Consider the following 17,863-nt stretch of genomic DNA (forward strand, 5'->3'; position numbering starts at 1 on the left):
GCTCTCACGCACCAGCTTTTTTGCTGCATTTATTCGCCGCCTTCAAGCATGGCGGCTTCGACATCATTAATGTATTGGCGAAGCTCATGGGAGATGTCCCGGGAAATTTCTCTTTCCTCGAACAGCGTTTGAATTTCATTTCTGATCGCCTGCACAGCCTTCAGCTTCACTTCCAGTTTTTGATTTTCAAAATGTGCGCTTGATTTTAACTCATGATGGCTGTTCTCCAGCCTGAAAATTAACTGTTTATAGAATGTAATGACAGATAAAAACACTTCCTTATGTTCTTCCGTCTTATGTTTTTCCAAATATTCTATTGCTGCTTTTGCCGTTTTTACTCTTGTTGCCCGTATCAATCCCGCTTCATTTAATATCGACATCTCCGGCTTTTTATGTTCACCGAAGAAAATCCAATACATCAGCCTCTTGAGCCTTGTTTTTGATAAGCCGACCTTAAACGGGTTGGCATACAAAATTTCCAACTCGTTAAATCGTTCTTGCAGCACATTTGCTGTTTCTTCCGGGATGTCTCCCCGCTCCAGCATTTTCATCAGTGCCTCTTGCTCAGCTTTAACCCCCTGCGCACGGACCTTTCGCTCATGCTTTTTGATACGATTAGATGACGTATACTGCTGAAAACGAAGGTTTTTCATTTTCTCATTGTACTCAGCTATCACCGCAAGAGAGGCCGTTTTGTTTGTATCGTTCATGTCCTCTTTTATCGTTTGAAGAGCTGTTTTGATCAATTTGCGTCTCGCTGTCAGCAGCTTCTTATTTCGTTCCTCGTCCTCTTCTTCTTTTTCAGTCAGAACCGGCAGCACTACGGTGGCAATGACAAGCGTGCATAAAATGACGCCGGCTGCTAAAAAGAGAATCAGATTTCTTTCCGGAAACGGCGTACCGTCCTCCAGAAAATACGGAATGGAGAAAGAACCCGCAAGCGTTACTGCTCCGCGCACACCGGAAATCGAAATTAACAGTGTCGAACGAAGACCCGGTTTATAGATGTTTTGATCTTTATTAAAGAACCATTTGCCGTTCCAAAAGAACAGCACCCACAGAAATCTGAGGAGCATTAACGTAAATGTGATGACTAGGATATAGCCAATCACCTTCATGTTGCTGATGGCGGTATCGTTAAAGATAACAGAAATCACATCAGGGATTTGCGTGCCGAGAATAACAAAGACCAGGCCGTTCAAAATAAATAAAATAATGTTCCACGTACTTGAGGAGACGATTTGCAGCTTGATCATCGTTGATTCCAGACGATCCTGTTCAACCGCATGAGTGATCCCTCCCGCCACAACAGCTAAAATGCCGGAAACGCCGATTTCTTCAGCGGCCAAATAAATCACAAACGGTGTCAAAATTTGAATCAGCATATGCATCGTGACATCCTGCATGCCAAGGCGGCGGAGAAATAGGCGAAAACGAATAATCAAAAATGAAATGACTACCCCGCACAGCAAGCCCCCAAGAGAAATGAAGACAAAGCTGACAGCCGCTTGCGCTAGTGAAAACGCACCCGTCACTGCCGCTGCAATCGCAAACTTAAAGGCTACAAGACCTGATGCATCATTCATCAGCCCCTCACCTTCAAGCAGGCGAAGAATCCCTTTTGGCATTTTCACTCTTCCTGATAATGCGCTGACAGCGACGACATCAGTCGGTGAAAGAATGGCCGCAAGTCCAAAGGCCGCTGCCAGCGGAATATCAGGAATCATCCAGTGAATCGTATAGCCGCCTACAATCACAGTCGCAAACACAAGGCCGAGGGCAAGCAATAAAATCGGAGCTCTTAAATTCCAAAGCTCCGCCCGCGGCGTCCTCTTTCCATCATTAAATAGCAGAGGCGCGATAAACAGAACAAAAAACAATTCGGTGTTTAATTCAAAATGAAGTCCCTGTGGAAATGAGGCGGCAAGAATCCCAAGGGCCACTTGAATCAGCGGCACCGGAATAAACGGAATAAATCGGTTCACGATATTAGAAATCGCAATAATCGTTAATAAAACAAGCACAACTAAAAATATGTCCAAATGCATGACCTCCTTCGTCTGTTGTCTTTCGTGCATGGTGAGTCTTGTCTAAAAATCGCTGAGCCAGGCTGGCCTTGCATCCGATATGTGGTTTCGCAGGAGTTTCCTCCACACTTGTCTTCTTTTATAGTACCCTTTTTAGGGTAATTTTTCTCATGATATGCTCACAGTGAACTTTTTTGCATAAGAGCAAATTATAAAAAAAGAGACAGGAAGCTATTCCCGTCTCTCGTCTTTCAATCTCAATCATGAAAATTCGTACCGTCAGTTGTTGCTTTAATAATGCCGGCGCGGATAACAAAGTCACCGAAATGCTCGCCTTCCTCACGCTCTTTCGCATAGCGGGAAAGAAGGACGCGAAGCTCGCTTAAAATGTCTGCTTCACCGATGTTTTCACGGTACATTTTGCTTAAACGGCTTCCGTCAAAGGCAGCGCCAAGATACATATTATATTTGCCCGGCGCCTTTCCGATAAATCCAATCTCACCGAGTGCGTGGCGTGCACAGCCGTTCGGGCATCCTGTCATGCGAATGGTGATTTCCTGATCACGAAGGCCGTTTTCGTCAATAATCTCTTCAACCTTATCTAAGAGGGTTGGCAAATAACGTTCTGCTTCCGCCATTGCCAATCCGCAGGTTGGAAGAGCGACGCAAGCCATCGAGCTGCGACGAAGTGCTGAATGATGCTTGCCGTCAGTTAGTCCGTATTGCTCGATTAACGCACTGATTTCATCTTTTTTCTCGCTTGAAACGTTTGCGATAATCAGGTTTTGATTGGCTGTCAGACGGAACTCGCCTGTATGAACTTTGGCGATTTCCCGTAAGCCTGTCATCAGCTTATAATCATCGTAATCCGTTATACGGCCACCTTCGACAAACAGCGTGAAATGCCATTTATCCTCGATGCCTTCCACCCAGCCGTAGCGGTCGCCGTTATGATCGAAATGATATGGCTTCGCTGCTTCCAGGCTCCAGCCGAGACGGTTTTCCAATTCTTCTTTTACGGTATCTAAACCGAGGCGGTCAACCGTGTATTTGAACCGCGCATTTTTGCGGACAGAACGGTTTCCGTAATCGCGCTGAATCGTAATCGTTTTTTCAGCAACGTCATACATTTGATCGGGCCGGCAGAATCCGATGACCTTGGCTAATTGCGGATATGTGGCTGTGTCGCCATGCGTCATTCCCATACCGCCGCCAATCGCCACGTTAAAACCGATCAGCTTGCCATCTTCGACAATCGCAATGAATCCAAGATCTTGTGAAAAGACGTCAATATCATTAGACGGCGGAACGGCAATACCGATTTTAAACTTCCGCGGCAGATAGAGCGGTCCGTACATTGGCTCGACTTCTTCCTCCGGCGTGCCGGCCACTCTTTCCTCATCAAGCCAAATTTCATGATAGGCTCTCGTCCGCGGCAGCAGATCATCACTTAATTTCTTAGACCACTCGTATACCTCTGAATGGATTTCAGACTGATAAGGGTTTGATGCGCACATGACGTTACGGTTTACGTCTCCACAGGCTGCGATCGTATCCAAAAGCGCTGAGTGGATCGTCTGGATGGTTTTCTTCATGTTCCATTTCAAAATCCCGTGCATTTGGAACGTTTCACGTGTCGTCAGTTTTAATGTGCCGTTCCCGTATTTCTGAGAAAGGTCATCCATGACAAGCCATTGCTCAGGCGTTGAAACGCCCCCTGGCATACGCACGCGCAGCATGAACTGATAGGCCGGTTCAAGCTTTTGCTTTTGGCGTTCATTGCGGAGATCGCGGTCATCCTGCAAATAACTGCCGTGGTGCTTCATCAGGCGGTTGTCATCATCAGGAATTCCTGCACTGATCCGATCGAGCATCACTTCTTTCAGTGTGCCGCGCAAATAGTCGCTTTCTCTTTTAATGCGTTCAACATCACTTGGAGAGCCGTCCGGTGCTTTTAAGATTTTGGTCACCATGTTGAAAAACTCCTTTCAAGTCAAATCAGTATACATCACGCTGATAGCGTTTTTGCTGCTGCATATCGGCAAGATAAGCTTCCGCTTCTTCGCGGCTCATATTGCCTTCTTTTTCGATAATTTCAAGTAATGTGTTATGGACGTCATGCGCCATATGCTTTTCATCTCCGCAAATGTAAACAGCCGCTCCTTCTTGAAGCCATTCGAACAACTCTGCGCTCTGTTCAAGCATGCGGTGCTGCACATATACTTTTTCTTCCATATCACGTGAGAACGCCACATCCATTTTTGTCAGCACACCGTCTTTGAGCCAATTCTGCCACTCTGTCTGGTAAAGGAAATCCGTGACAAAGTGCTGATCGCCAAAGAACATCCATGCTTTTCCTTCCGCTCCCGTCTCCTCACGCTCCTGCATAAAGGAACGGAAAGGTGCGACGCCTGTCCCGGGACCGACCATGATAATTGGTGTTTCAGGATCTTTCGGAAGCTTAAAGTTTTGGTTGTGCTGTACATAAACAGGCAGTGTGTCCCCCGGCTGCAGACGTTCCGCACATAAAATTGAACAGACGCCTTTTCGTTCACGGCCGTGCGCATCGTAGCGGACTGCGCCGATTGTTAAATGCACTTCATCCGGATTTGCGGATAAACTGCTTGCAATCGAATAAAGGCGGGCAGGCATTTTTCTCAAAATTGAGACAAACTGCTGCGCAGATACACTGAATGGGCCATAATCACGGACGAGATCAAGCAAATCGCGTCCTTCAATATAAGCTTTTACATTCTCCCCATTTCCCGCGGCTAAAAGCTCTCTAAGCTCCTCACTTCCCGTCAGCTGGGCTGCTTGTTCAAGAAGCGGTTTTGTGAGAACGGTAATCTCATAGTGAGAAATCAGCGCTTCTTTCAGCGGACGGACATCACCTTGCCTATTAAGCGTCACAATTTCTTCCGGGTCCCAATTCATTTCCTTAAGGAGCAGCTCGACAAGCTCTGGATCGTTTTCCGGATAGACGCCGAGGCTGTCACCAGGCTCGTAAGTCAGGCCAGATCCCTCAAGAGACAGCTCCACATGACGTGTTTCTTTATTTGATCCTCTGCCGTTTAAATTCAAATTTTCTAACACTTCAGCCCGAAACGGGTTTGTTCTGGAATACGAAGACTCACCGGTTTGAGCCGCAGCCGCCGGCGCAGGTGCGGCGCTTCCGCCCCCAGCTTCATTTAATCCCTTCAATACACCCTCAAGCCATTCGGCTGCCGGTTCATCATAGTCAAGATCGCAATCAACGCGCGGAGAAATCCGTTCTCCTCCGAGTTCTTCTAAGCGCTGATCAAATTCTTTCCCTGTCTGGCAGAAAAATTCGTACGAACTATCACCAAGCGCCAAAACGGAAAAACGCAGATTTTCAAGCTTAGGCGCCCGTCTTCCGTGCAGAAATTCGTGAAACGACAGCGCGTTATCAGGCGGATCGCCTTCACCGTGCGTACTAACCACGATTAAAAGATTGGTTACCTTCTTCAGCTGATTCGGCTTAAAATCGCTCATGGATGAGACGGTCACTTGAAAACCGCTCTGTTCAAGCTGCTTGCCGGCATTTTCTGCAAGCCCCTGTGCGTTTCCTGTTTGTGAACCATAAAGAACGGTCACTTCTTTTGAAACGGCCGGTGCTGGTGCCTCCACAGACACAGCTGCCGCCGGCGCACCCGCAGTTTCTTGGGCGGAAACAGATTGCGCGGATAAATATCCGCTCAGCCAGATTTTCTGGGATTCGGTCAAGGTCGGCAGAAGGCGGTTAAGGAGCTCTGCCTGCTCCTGATTAAACGGACTGTTCATTACCTGAAGTTGCAACGTATCCACCTCACAAAGTTATAAACTGATCGAAAATTGCATCTAATTGAACTTTACCGGAATACTAGGCTTAAGTAAAATATATTTACATGATGATAACTATTAAGAATCCTAATGATAAAACGGCTATGCTTCATGTAAATAGAAAAAAGAGAAGGACTCCCTTCTCTTCATTCAGCATTCTGATATAAGTGAGGCGGCACAGCGGTTACAAACGGACTGGCTTCACCTGTATAAAATACCGTCAGCATGTGCATTGCACGGGTGCACGCAGTATATAATAACCTGCGGTCGTGCTCTGTATGATAGTGTTCTTCAGATGCATCATAGACAAGTACTGCGTCAAATTCAATTCCCTTCGCTAAATACACGGGAATCACGCAAACACCCTTTTGGAATGGTTGATTTTCTTTATGAATCAGGCGAACATCTGCATATTCACTCATGTGGGCGTGCGCCTGTATGCATTGCTGCGCAGTCTTGCAAATGACGGCTATTGTTTCGTGCCCTTTTTTCTTGTGCAGTCCAATTTCTTGCGCGAGCTTTTGGCAAAGGCTCTCATGCCCTTCAGTTTTGGCCACGATCGGCATTTCCCCGTTTCTGTTAAACGGCTCAATATCCGCCCCATCTTGAAGCATCGCTTTTGTAAACTCGACAATCTGCCTTGTCGATCTGTACGTTCTCTTTAAACGAACATACTCAGCAGGCTCATCTTCAAAGCACGCATCCATACGCTGATCCCCGTGTATGGCATGAGCGTAGATAGACTGATTGATATCACCAAGCACTGTCATGCTGGCAGCCGGAAAAATGCTTCTCATGTAAGCCATCTGCAGCGGTGAATAGTCCTGGGCTTCGTCAATAAATAGGTGTTTGATCTTCGTATTTTTCTTTCTGCCCTCAATCAGATCCTGCATATAAAGAAACGGTGCCGCGTCCTCATAGAGCAATTTATTTTCCGTAAATGCCGAACGGGTCAGCTCTCCTATCGCTGCCGTCTTCTCATGCTGGGATTCCCCTCCCCATCCGGAAAACAATTGCAGATACAGCTGGTTCACATCAAGAAATGCCAGGAGTCTGACCGCTTGTTTGAGCGGTTTGAAAGCTTTTTTCACAATGATAGCGGCAAGCAGCTGCTGCTCTCTTTGATAATCGTTAAACGTACTCTCGCTGAACCGTTTCCTTTCCTGCAGTTTCTTGTACACGTCCAAGTAGTCCTCTTTGTCGAGCAGCTCAGCTTCATGAACGACCCAATCCTTTCGCCGCTCCTTTTTCTCAAGCTTGTTAAGCTCACTCAGCAGCCACTTCGCGGTTTGTTCCATCCGGTTCGGGATCGAGTGATTTTGATCCAATGAGTAAAAATAGGATTGAATCTGTTCCTTTGTAATCAGCTTTTGGCCGCGGAAAACAATATTTTTAAAAATCATCCCTTCAGAGGACAGCCTTGTGACGTATTCATCAATGAATTGCTGAAAAGATAAACCCGCCTTCCATGTGATACCCGCAAGCCTTGTTGGAAAATCGCCTTCCTTTGTTTCAGTCAGGCAATATTCAAGCTGGTCAAAGGGGCTTTCACATTGAAACCTGCGGCCAAGCCGATGCTCGATATATTCCTGAAACGTCGCCTGCTCCATATTCTCTTCTCCTAACTCAGGCAAAACAGAGGAGACATAGCTGTTAAATAAGAAGTTAGGAGAAAATAAAACGATTTGTCCGGCATCAATGACGCCGCGGTGCCTGTATAACAAATAAGCGACACGCTGAAGCGCTGCCGAGGTTTTTCCGCTCCCAGCCGCTCCCTGCACGATCAGGAATTTGCTTTTTTCATTACGGATAATCTGATTTTGTTCTTTCTGAATCGTAGACACGATGTTTTTCATTTGGGTATCGGAATGATGGCTTAATACCTCTTGCAGCATTTCATCGCCAATCGTCATATCGGTATTAAACATCGCCTTGAGATCGCCGTTTTTGATCATAAACTGTCGTTTCAGCACCATTTCCCCTTCTATCGTTTCACCGGACACCTCGTACTCCGCTTTTCCTGGGGAATAATTGTAGTACATACTTGATATCGGCGCCCTCCAGTCATAAATCAGAAAGTGTTCCTCCTTCTCATCCAAACAGGAAGCTAAACCGATATAAATTCGCTCTGCCTGCTCCTCGCCGTTTTCAATAAAATCAATCCGTCCGAAATAAGGCGATTTTTTTAATTGTTGAATTCGTTTGAGCTGCTGAGCCATGCGCCGATGATTCCGTTCCCGATCAGACAGCAGCTCTGCCTGCTGCTTAATGCTTGCCATCGTTTCAACCGCTTCATGGGCATCATCAAAATTAACCTTCACATCCTCCCAAAAGCTTTTTCTTAATCCGATGATATCATGCTTCAACCCGCCCGCAGACGTTTCCAGAAACCGCTCTTTTTTTCCGAGTTCCTGCAGCACCTCATCTATTCTTGACTGCTCTTCCTTCCATTCCTTATCCTTCTGATTCATGAACGGCACCTCCAGAAAATAGTTGACAAACATAGATGAAATACTGTAAAATATAATTGGATACATATATCAAATATATGATGAAAACTGGCAAATACAATTTATCTTATCACATTTACCCAAAATCAATCAAGGTTTGGGTTATTTATATGCAAAAAAACCGACTTCACATCGAAATCGGTTTTTTTGCTATTAATTATCTAAGCGAAAAGAACGGTTTGGCAGCTTCCAATTAAACATATAGGAACAAACCCGGCAGACAACGAGCACAAAAAACAGAACGTATAAGCCTACCGAGTTCCCCAGCCAGCCCAATCCGACGATTAATCCGCCGAGAGCCGCCCAGACCGCGTAAATTTCCGCCTTCAGCACAAGCGGTTTGCGCCCGGCAAGAAGGTCGCGGATGATTCCGCCCCCGCTTCCCGTCAGCACCGCAGCCACAATCACGGCACTAAGCGGATGGCCCATTTTGACGGCATACAGTGCGCCTTGGATAGCAAAGGCTGCGAGGCCGATCGCATCTGACAAATTGCCCCACTTATTCCAATGCTTCAGCAGCAGCTTCGGAAACAGAAACACAATTGTAATAGATAAAAGCGCGATTTGAAAGTACGCTCCCTGCTCCCATAGCGCTGACACCGGAACACCAATCAGCAAATTGCGGATCGCTCCTCCTCCAAAAGCTGTAACGATCCCTAATATATAAACTCCTAAAATATCGTATTCCTCTTCCATCGCAACAATTGCGCCGCTGACTGCAAACGCAATGATGCCAATCACACTGAGCAGCTCCCAAGCCATTCTGATGACTCCCTTTATGTTTGTTAAATTTTCTGACGACCTCTAGATTTTATAATCGCTCAAGCGTAAAAGCAATAACATTTTTATGAGAAAAAAAGATAAATTTAGAGGGAATACGGCTATTGCTAATGGACATGAGTTTTGCGAAATTAAAAAGCGCCCCGGCATACGAGGCGCTTTTGGGTTATTCAGATTTTTCGCCCTTCAGCAGGCACATAAAAACGATAATCAGGATAAAAGCAATCAAGGCCAGGAATGGAATTGTAATAAAACCAAACCAGTTAATATATTGGCCCGAGCACGGCACGCCGCTTACACACGGCTTAATGCCGCTAAAGCCGGGCACTTTTTGCTCTAAGTAATGCATGATCGAAATAAATGCCCCGATCATCGCCATCGGAAGCACATATTTTTTCACGCGTGTGTCCCCTTGAAAGGTGGCAATGCCTAAAATCAGGACGAGCGGATACATGAGGATACGCTGGTACCAGCACAGTTCACATGGAATGAACTTTCTGATTTCACTAAAATACAGGCTGCCCAGCATAGCGACAAGAGCCACAACCCAGGAAGCATATAAAAATACGATTCTATTTTTCATATCGTTACTTCCCTTTCAGCTCTTTTTCTATCGTTTCTTTGATTTCATCATAATTCGCAAAATTTTTGATCACTTTATCATTGACGTAAATCGTCGGTGTTGCATTTATGTTCATTTTTTGATTAAGGTCAGAATCCTTTTCCACTTGAGAAGCGAATGTTTCCTTATCAAGATTTTTCTTGAGCGTCTCAGGTTTTATCTTTGTGGTGCTTTTTGCAAGATCACCGAGAACGCCTGGGGTTACCCATTCCTGTTCTGTATCCGGCTGTTTTTCGAACAGCTTTTCATGGAAATCCCAGAAAGAGTCAGGGTCTTCCTTCCATACTTCTTCTGATGCAAGAGCCGCTAATCTTGAACCTTTTCCATGGAACATGACGTTCACGAAAGAAAATTTCACATCGCCCTTATCAATAAAGTCTTTTTGTATTTTTGGAAAGATGTCACTGTTAAACACCTTGCAAGACGGACATTTGTAATCTCCGAATTCTACTACAGTTACCGGTGCATCGTCCTTACCAAGCACAGGCTGGCCTTTAATAGACGGCTGTCCGGAAACCGCTTCATCGCCTTGTTCCGTTTTGTTATTAATGATGACAATGGCTGCTAGCAATACAACGACCACAACCGTAAGGATGACCGCGAATTTCGCAGAAGACTGCTGTTTCTTTTTCACTCCGACACCTCATCGTTTTAAAATTAAAAAAGAAGCGGATCGCAATTGACCCACTTCTTTATTTTAACAAGACAAGCACAGATAAGAAAACCCCGAAAAAATGAATTCTCTCCGACAATTTATTTGTTTTTAAGACGCATGACACGCATGGCGTTTGCAACAGCCAGCAGCGTAACGCCGACATCAGAGAAAACCGCTTCCCACATAGTCGCAATTCCAAATGCACCAAGAATGAGGAAGATCGCTTTTACGCCTAAAGCAAAGCCGATGTTTTGCCACACGATACGCCGTGTCCGTTTCGCAATCCGAATCGCTTCCGCAATTTTTGACGGCTGATCTGTCATCAGCACGATGTCTGCGGCTTCTACCGCGGCGTCTGAGCCAAGGCCTCCCATCGCGGCCCCTATATCTGCGCGGGCAAGCACTGGTGTATCATTGATGCCGTCACCGACAAAAATGAGTTTTTCATTAGGCAAAAGCTTGGCTTCCAATGCTTCGACCTGCGCGACTTTATCCTGCGGGAGCAGCTCTGCATATACCTCATCGATGCCAAGCTGTTTTCCGACCGCTTCCCCCGTTTGTTTCGAATCACCCGTCAGCATAGCTGTCTGTTTGATCCCAAGCGACTTCAGATCAGCAACTGCTTGTGCTGCGTCTTCCTTTACTTCATCCGCTATGATGATTGCTCCGGCATATCGTTGACCAACGGCAACGTGTACGATTGTTCCGGCTTTTTCATCCGGGACATCCTCAATTTGTTCTCTTTCCATGAGCTTTTTATTCCCGGCAAGGATCTCAGTTCCATTTACCTTTGCAAAAATGCCGTGGCCGGATATTTCCTCATATGATTCTATGGCGTCAGGGGAAAGCATTTTTCCATAAGCTTTACGCACTGATTCGGCAATCGGATGCTGTGAATGAAGCTCAGCGTATGCCGCAGCTTCAAGTAAGCTGTCCTTTGTAAATCCTTCCGAAGGCTTGATTTCTGTCACTTCAAAGCTGCCTTTTGTTAATGTTCCCGTTTTATCAAACACCGCGTATTTGACTTGATTCAAGGCTTCTAAATAATTGCTTCCCTTTATAAGCACTCCAGCCTTCGAGGCCGCTCCGATTCCTCCGAAGAAACCGAGCGGAATAGAGACAACTAGCGCACAAGGACAAGAAATCACTAAAAAGATAAGCGCGCGGTACACCCAATCGGAAAGAGCGGCGCCAGAAACAACAAGCGGCGGAACAAAAGCCAGCAATACCGCGATAATGACAACAGCAGGTGTATAATACTTAGCAAACTTCGTGATAAAGTTTTCTGTCCGGGCCTTGCGGCTGCTCGCATTCTGAACCAGGTCTAATATTTTTGATACTGCTGAGTCCTGATAGCCCTTTGTGACTTCAATATGCAGAACGCCGTTTTGATTGATAAAGCCTGACATGACCTCTTGTCCTTCCGCAGCTTTTCTCGGAACGGACTCACCTGTCAACGCAGATGTATCAACCATCGCTGACCCTTGCACGACCTTACCGTCCAGGGGTATGCTTTCTCCCGGATTAACCACAATGATATCTCCTGTCTGAACATCCTCCGGAGAAACCTGTTCGATGCCGTTCTTTGTTTTCACATTGGCGTAATCAGGCCGTATATCCATTAAGGCACTAATTGATTTTCTGGACCGGCTGACTGCGGCTCCTTGAAAAAGCTCACCGATTTGATAAAACAGCATAACGGCGACTCCCTCAGGATATTGCTGAATCAGAAAAGCACCAATTGTGGCAAGGGCCATCAAGAAATGTTCGTCAAACACTTGGCCGCGGATGATGTTTTTGACTGCGCGGATGACAATGTCACCGCCAATGATCAAATAAGCAGCGAGAAATAGGCAAAATTCAATGGTGCCTGAATGAACCAAATATGCCGCTGCGCCGAGAATGGCAGCCGCCGCCATTCTGATCAGCATATTGACCATTCGATTACGATAGCCGTCATCCGCTGATTTCTTTTTATGCTTTTGGCGAACCGTTACATGCGGATCGATTGATTTCACTTTTTTCTCTATTTTATTTGTGACCCATTGCTCTTCTTTCCCATCGGCCGAGACAGTTAAGGTGTTTGCCGCAAAATTTACCGCGCATCCGTCAATTCCTTTTATGCCTTTGACTCCATTTTCGATTTTTTGGGCACAATTGCTGCAATCCAAACCGTCCAGAACGTATTCCTGTTTCACTAGTCTCACCTTACCTTCCGATTTAGGGTTCCCTCTTCAAAGCGTATCAATGAGCATTGATTTGTTATACATATATGAGCATATACTCATATAATAGTTACACCTATTATATGTTGTTTTCCAAGAAAGTGTCAATGAAAAACAAAAACCGGCATATCGCCGGTTTTTCATTTTACTTTCTGCAGACGAAGAGCGTTCAGAACTACGGAAACGGAGCTGAATGCCATTGCTGCTCCCGCTATCCATGGTGCTAAAAATCCTAGCGCTGCGATTGGGATGCCGAGGCTGTTATAGCCGAGCGCCCAGAATAAGTTTTGTTTAATGTTTTTCATTGTCAATCTGCTCATGCGAATGGCGTCGGCAATGCTGTTTAGATCGCCGCGAATCAGCGTAATGTCAGCTGTTTCCATGGCAATATCCGTGCCTGTTCCAATCGCCATGCCGATATCGGCTGTGGCAAGCGCCGGCGCATCGTTAATTCCGTCGCCTACCATGGCTGTTTGGCGGCCTTCTTTTTGCAGGCGGGCAATTTCTGCCGCCTTTTGTTCAGGAAGGACTTCCGCAATGACACTCGTAATTCCCGCTTCCTTCGCGATGGCTTCTGCGGTTCTGCGATTGTCTCCTGTCATCATGATGACATCAAGCCCCAACTCTTTCAGACGGGCAACAGCCTTCTGCGACGTGTCTTTTATCGTATCTGCAACCGCTACTAGCCCCGCTGCCTCCCCATCAATGGATACAAGCATAGCTGTTTTCCCTTCGGCTTCAAGCTCTTCCATTTGGGCGAGAAGAGCCCCATGCTCAACCTGTTCGCTCTCCATTAGCTTTCTTGTGCCGACGAGAATGCTTTTTCCTCCGGCTTCAGCCAAAATGCCTGCGCCGACTTTCGCTTCAAAACGGGTTAGCTTCGGTATCTCTAGCCCTTTTTCTTTCACGCCAGCCACAATTGCTTCGCCGAGCGGATGCTCCGATCCCGTTTCTGCTGCCGCTGCAAATTGAAGCAAATCTGTTTCTTCAAAACGTCCGAATGGAATGGCATCCGTCAGACGCGGCTTCCCGTTTGTCACGGTTCCGGTTTTATCAAGAACAATGGTATCGAGACGATGTGTTTTTTCTAAATGCTCGCCGCCTTTAAATAAAATGCCGAATTCAGCAGCGCGTCCAGATCCAGCCATTATGCTCGTCGGAGTGGCAAGACCGAGGGCGCAAGGACAAGCAATGACAAGAACCGCAATGAACTTGCTGATCGCTTCAGCAAAATCGCCAGGAGCCGCCCAAAGATACCAAATGAGAAAAGTGAGAACGGCAATCCCCAATACAATCGGCACAAAAATGCCTGAAATCTGGTCAGCGAGACGCTGGATCGGCGCTTTTGACCCTTGTGCTTCCTCAACAATTTTGATGATATGAGAAAGGGCAGTGTCCTTACCGACGTTGACAGCTTTAATTTTCAGGAAGCCGTTTGCGTTAACGGTTGAACCTGTCACACTGTCGCCAGGATTTTTATCAACAGGAAGACTTTCTCCTGTAATCATCGATTCGTCAACCGCCGAGCGGCCTTCAATCACTTCTCCGTCGACAGGAATTCGTTCACCAGGTTTGACGTAAACAATGTCATTAACAAGCACTTCGTCGATCGGGACGATTTGCTCCTTTCCGTCTCTTACGACAGTCGCTGTTTTCGCTTGAAGCTTCATCAGCTTTTTAATCGCATCCGAGGAACGTCCCTTTGCTTTTGTTTCAAACAACTTTCCTAATAAAATCAGCGTCAGCAAAATCGCGCTTGTTTCATAGTAAAGGCCGTCTGTATGTCCGTGGGAACCAAGGCTTTGAAAAGTAAGATATAGACTATAGGCGTAAGCAGCAGTCGTTCCGAGCGCGACCAATACATCCATATTGGCGCTTTTATTTCTGAGTGCCTTATATGCACCCGCATAAAACGGCCAGCCGATCAGAAACTGGACTGGTGTCGCCAGCGCAAACTGCATCCACGGATTGAGGAATATGTCTGGCACCCAAATGAATGATGTAAATGTAAAATGGCTCACCATCGCCCAAAGCAACGGGAACGACAGAACCGCTGAAAAGATCAGTCTCGCCGTTTGCTTCCGTTCTTCTTTCTTTTTAGCAGCTGCTGCTTCATCGTCCTGATCATCCTTCAGCTTTAGCTTATATCCAAGCTTATCTACCACTGCTTTCAGATCGCTGACAGACGCTTCTTTTGGATTGTATTCGACTGTAACTGTTTCTAAAGCGAAGTTTACAGGGGCGTTTGCGACGCCTTCTATTTTGTTAAGCCGCTTTTCAATCCGATTGGCGCAGGCCGCACAGGTCATGCCTTCAATATCGAATTCAGCTTTTTCTGTAACGACATGATAGCCCAGCTTCTCTATTTTTTCCTGAATTGCTGCAGCCCCTGTTTCAGCAGGATCGTAGATTACATTTGAAGTTTCCGTTGCCAGATTGACATTGGCATCTGCGACACCGGGCATCCGCTTCAGGCCTTTTTCAATTCTGGAAGCACATGCCGCACAAGTCATACCAGAGACCTGCATTGCGACTTCCTTTTGTTCACTCAATATACTCACTCCTTTATATACACCCGGGGGGTATATAAAAATGAAAGAAATATCGCACCTCCATAAAGGTGCGATATCTTGAATCAATCGGCTACATCATAGCCCTGATCTTCTATCGCATCCGCAATGTCTGTGACGGATACTTTGTCAGCATCAAACGAAACATCGACTTTACCCGCTTCCAGATTGACATGAACAGCACTGACGCCGTCCAGTTCTCCTACGCTCGTTTCTACTGCTTTGACACAGTGCTGACAAGACATTCCTTCGACTTGCAATGTTTTTTGTTCCATATGAATTCCTCCTGTTTATTCTTTCTGTTTTCATCCTACCATACCCCCGTAGGGTATTACAATAAAAAACGCTTTATGATTTTGTGAACTTTTTAAATACATCCAACAGCTCAGAAATGGCTTGTTCCCCGTCTCCGCTTTTGATGGCATCCGCTACACAATGATGGGCATGATCCTCAAGCAAATGAAGCGCCACATTTTTCATTGCCGCTTGAACAGCTGAAATCTGCACAAGAATATCCACACAATATCTATCGTTTTCCACCATGTTTTGAATGCCTCTGACTTGACCCTCAATCCGCTTAAGCCGGTTTGTAATCTGATCTTTTTCTTTCGAGCTTTTATGGTTTAATGTTTTATGTTCGTTATGCTTTTCCATGCGTACACCTCTGTTTAATGATATTAATTCCCATTATACTGATTGTCCAAACGGTTGTCTAAGCATGCCGACGCAAAAATTGAATCAGTTAGGTTTTACCATTTCATCAGGAGGGTATATACTTCTGTTGATAACGCTTTTAAAGGGGAGAAAAAAAAGTGGATACGATCAAGGTTGGAATATTAGGATACGGATTGTCCGGTTCTGTTTTTCACGGGCCGCTGCTGGCTGTTCTGGATGAGTATCACATCAGCAAAATCATGACATCACGGACGGAAGAAGTGAAACGGGATTTTCCTGATGCTGAAGTTGTGCATGAGCTTGAGGAAATCACAAATGACCCCTCCATTGAGCTCGTCATTGTCACCACACCGAGCGGCGTTCATTACGAGCATGCTATGGCGTGCATACAAGCGGGAAAACACGTCGTGTTGGAAAAACCGATGACAGCGACGGCCGCAGAAGGGGAGAAATTAAAGAAAGCTGCTGATGAAAAAGGCGTATTGTTAAGCGTATATCATAATCGGCGCTGGGATAACGACTTTTTAACGATTAAAAAGCTGATCTCTGAGGGATCTCTTGAAGATATCAATACATATCAAGTCTCCTATGACCGGTACAGACCTGAAGTTCAAGCGCGGTGGCGGGAAAAAGAAGGCGTTGCCACTGGCACGCTGTATGATCTCGGCTCCCACATTATAGACCAAACCCTGCATTTGTTTGGGATGCCTAAAGCCGTGACTGCAAACGTAATGGCTCAGCGGGAAAATGCCGAAACGGTTGACTATTTTCATTTAATCCTGGATTACGGCAAGCTTCAAGCCATTCTATACGGAGGATCAATTGTTCCGGCAAACGGTCCCCGTTATCAAATCCATGGAAAAAGTTCCAGCTTTATCAAATACGGAATCGACGGGCAGGAAGACGCACTCAGAGCGGGAAGAAAACCAGAGGGTGACAGCTGGGGCGCGGATGATTCGGAGTTTTACGGACAGCTTACAACCGTTCATGGCTCCGATAAAAAAACAGAAACCGTTCCATCAGTAAATGGCTCCTATCTCACTTATTACCGAAAAATAGCGGAAAGCATACGAGAAGGTGCTGCGCTCCCAGTCACCGCTGAGGAAGGTATTGATGTCATCCGCATCATTGAAGCCGCGATGAAAAGCAGTAAAGAGAAACGCACCATTATGCTGGAGCAATAAACAAAAGCCTCCCCAAATAAGGGGAGGCTTTTTCATTAGAATGTTATTCCTGCTTCTTTCGCACGCTTAATCGCGTCTTCTTTGATTTGCTGTGCTTTATCTGGCTCCGCATTATGTCCCTCTACGAAAATGCCATCGAATGATGGTACGCCGAAGAAGTTCATCATGATGCCGATGTAGCGGTGTCCCATTTCCATCTCAGCCGCGGGACCTTCTGAATAATAGCCGCCGCGCGCTTGGATATGGATTGCTTTTTTATCAGTCAACAAGCCGACAGGACCTTGTTCTGTGTATTTGAATGACTTTCCTGCAACGGCAACAGAATCAAGATACGCTTTCATCACTGGCGGGAATGAGAAGTTCCATAAAGGAGTCACAAATACGTACTTATCAGCTGATGCAAATTGATCGCTAAGCTCTCCCAAACGGCCTACTTTCGCTTTTTCGTTTTCAGAAAGCTCTTCAAAGCCTGTACCTGACTGAAGCTTTCCCCATCCGCTGAATACATCTGCGTCAATGTGCGGGATGTTTTCTTTGTACAAATCGATATGTACAACTTCATCATTTGGATTCGCTTCTTTGTAAGATTCGATAAATGCTTTACCTGTTGCCATACTGTACGAAGTTGCTTCGTCATGCGGATGAGCAGTGATATATAATACTTTTGCCATTTTTACCAGTCCTTTCGTTTTTAAAAATCACACATCAATTATTATCATACAGATGCATAATGATTATTCTGTCTCTCTTAGACTTTATTATAGAGACAAAGAAA

The 17,863-nt window shown here is 45.9% G+C and carries 12 protein-coding genes and 1 pseudogene; 1 reads left to right on the forward strand and 12 read right to left on the reverse strand.

The window, feature by feature from the left end; genetic code table 11:
* Positions 1 to 29 precede the first annotated feature (29 nt).
* The 11 genes from MY9_RS16855 to csoR form a co-directional block, all read right to left on the reverse strand.
* Positions 30 to 2,042, reverse strand: coding sequence for a Na+/H+ antiporter (locus MY9_RS16855; RefSeq protein ID WP_014665376.1), 2,013 nt, complete (start codon positions 2,040 to 2,042; stop codon positions 30 to 32).
* 242 nt (positions 2,043 to 2,284) lie between these two features.
* Positions 2,285 to 4,000, reverse strand: coding sequence for an assimilatory sulfite reductase (NADPH) hemoprotein subunit (gene cysI / locus MY9_RS16860; RefSeq protein WP_014665377.1), 1,716 nt, complete (start codon positions 3,998 to 4,000; stop codon positions 2,285 to 2,287).
* A 25-nt stretch (positions 4,001 to 4,025) separates the two neighbouring features.
* Positions 4,026 to 5,843 carry an assimilatory sulfite reductase (NADPH) flavoprotein subunit gene (locus tag MY9_RS16865; protein ID WP_041521426.1) on the reverse strand — a complete coding sequence of 606 codons (1,818 nt, stop codon included), beginning with the start codon at positions 5,841 to 5,843 and terminating at the stop codon, positions 4,026 to 4,028.
* Between the two features lie 170 nt (positions 5,844 to 6,013).
* On the reverse strand, positions 6,014 to 8,338 hold the full coding sequence (gene helD / locus MY9_RS16870; RefSeq protein ID WP_014665379.1) for a DNA helicase IV: 2,325 nt from the start codon (positions 8,336 to 8,338) through the stop codon (positions 6,014 to 6,016).
* Between the two features lie 192 nt (positions 8,339 to 8,530).
* Positions 8,531 to 9,139 (reverse strand): trimeric intracellular cation channel family protein, encoded by a 609-nt coding sequence (locus MY9_RS16875; RefSeq protein ID WP_014665381.1) that lies wholly within the window; start codon positions 9,137 to 9,139, stop codon positions 8,531 to 8,533.
* Positions 9,140 to 9,323: 184 nt separating this feature from the next.
* Positions 9,324 to 9,740 carry a disulfide oxidoreductase gene (locus MY9_RS16880; RefSeq protein ID WP_014665382.1) on the reverse strand — a complete coding sequence of 139 codons (417 nt, stop codon included), beginning with the start codon at positions 9,738 to 9,740 and terminating at the stop codon, positions 9,324 to 9,326.
* Between the two features lie 4 nt (positions 9,741 to 9,744).
* On the reverse strand, positions 9,745 to 10,413 hold the full coding sequence (bdbD, locus tag MY9_RS16885) for a disulfide bond formation protein BdbD (RefSeq protein WP_014665383.1): 669 nt from the start codon (positions 10,411 to 10,413) through the stop codon (positions 9,745 to 9,747).
* A 119-nt stretch (positions 10,414 to 10,532) separates the two neighbouring features.
* The gene (locus tag MY9_RS16890; RefSeq protein WP_148267358.1) at positions 10,533 to 12,641 is read right to left on the reverse strand and encodes a heavy metal translocating P-type ATPase; all 2,109 of its coding nucleotides are present in this window, start codon (positions 12,639 to 12,641) and stop codon (positions 10,533 to 10,535) included.
* A gap of 158 nt (positions 12,642 to 12,799) precedes the next feature.
* Positions 12,800 to 15,211: a copper-exporting P-type ATPase CopA gene (copA, locus tag MY9_RS16895; protein ID WP_014665386.1), complete on the reverse strand. Its 2,412-nt coding sequence runs from the start codon at positions 15,209 to 15,211 to the stop codon at positions 12,800 to 12,802.
* 83 nt (positions 15,212 to 15,294) lie between these two features.
* Complete coding sequence (gene copZ, locus MY9_RS16900; protein WP_014665387.1) at positions 15,295 to 15,504, reverse strand: copper chaperone CopZ; 210 nt, start codon at positions 15,502 to 15,504, stop codon at positions 15,295 to 15,297.
* A 73-nt stretch (positions 15,505 to 15,577) separates the two neighbouring features.
* Entirely contained in the window at positions 15,578 to 15,883 is a 306-nt protein-coding gene (gene csoR / locus MY9_RS16905) for a copper-sensing transcriptional repressor CsoR (protein ID WP_003228404.1), read from the reverse strand.
* A 127-nt stretch (positions 15,884 to 16,010) separates the two neighbouring features.
* Between csoR and MY9_RS16910 the strand changes: the two are divergent.
* Positions 16,011 to 17,088: pseudogene (locus MY9_RS16910) on the forward strand (oxidoreductase).
* A gap of 35 nt (positions 17,089 to 17,123) precedes the next feature.
* Here the strand turns inward: MY9_RS16910 and azoRB are convergent.
* Entirely contained in the window at positions 17,124 to 17,759 is a 636-nt protein-coding gene (azoRB, locus tag MY9_RS16915) for an FMN-dependent NADH-azoreductase AzoRB (RefSeq protein ID WP_014665389.1), read from the reverse strand.
* Between the last annotated feature and the right edge of the window lie 104 nt (positions 17,760 to 17,863).

The sequence above is a fragment of the Bacillus sp. JS genome, from assembly GCF_000259365.1.
Taxonomy (GTDB): domain Bacteria; phylum Bacillota; class Bacilli; order Bacillales; family Bacillaceae; genus Bacillus; species Bacillus stercoris.

Bases quoted from the DNA above. Each gene is read 5' to 3' on its own strand.
- MY9_RS16875 (WP_014665381.1), bottom strand. From the start codon at position 9,139: ATGGCTTGGGAGCTGCTCAGTGTGATTGGCATCATTGCGTTTGCAGTC.
- helD (WP_014665379.1), bottom strand. From the start codon at position 8,338: ATGAATCAGAAGGATAAGGAATGGAAGGAAGAGCAGTCAAGAATAGAT.
- MY9_RS16880 (WP_014665382.1), bottom strand. From the start codon at position 9,740: ATGAAAAATAGAATCGTATTTTTATATGCTTCCTGGGTTGTGGCTCTT.
- cysI (WP_014665377.1), bottom strand. From the start codon at position 4,000: ATGGTGACCAAAATCTTAAAAGCACCGGACGGCTCTCCAAGTGATGTT.
- copZ (WP_014665387.1), bottom strand. From the start codon at position 15,504: ATGGAACAAAAAACATTGCAAGTCGAAGGAATGTCTTGTCAGCACTGT.
- azoRB (WP_014665389.1), bottom strand. From the start codon at position 17,759: ATGGCAAAAGTATTATATATCACTGCTCATCCGCATGACGAAGCAACT.
- csoR (WP_003228404.1), bottom strand. From the start codon at position 15,883: ATGGAAAAGCATAACGAACATAAAACATTAAACCATAAAAGCTCGAAA.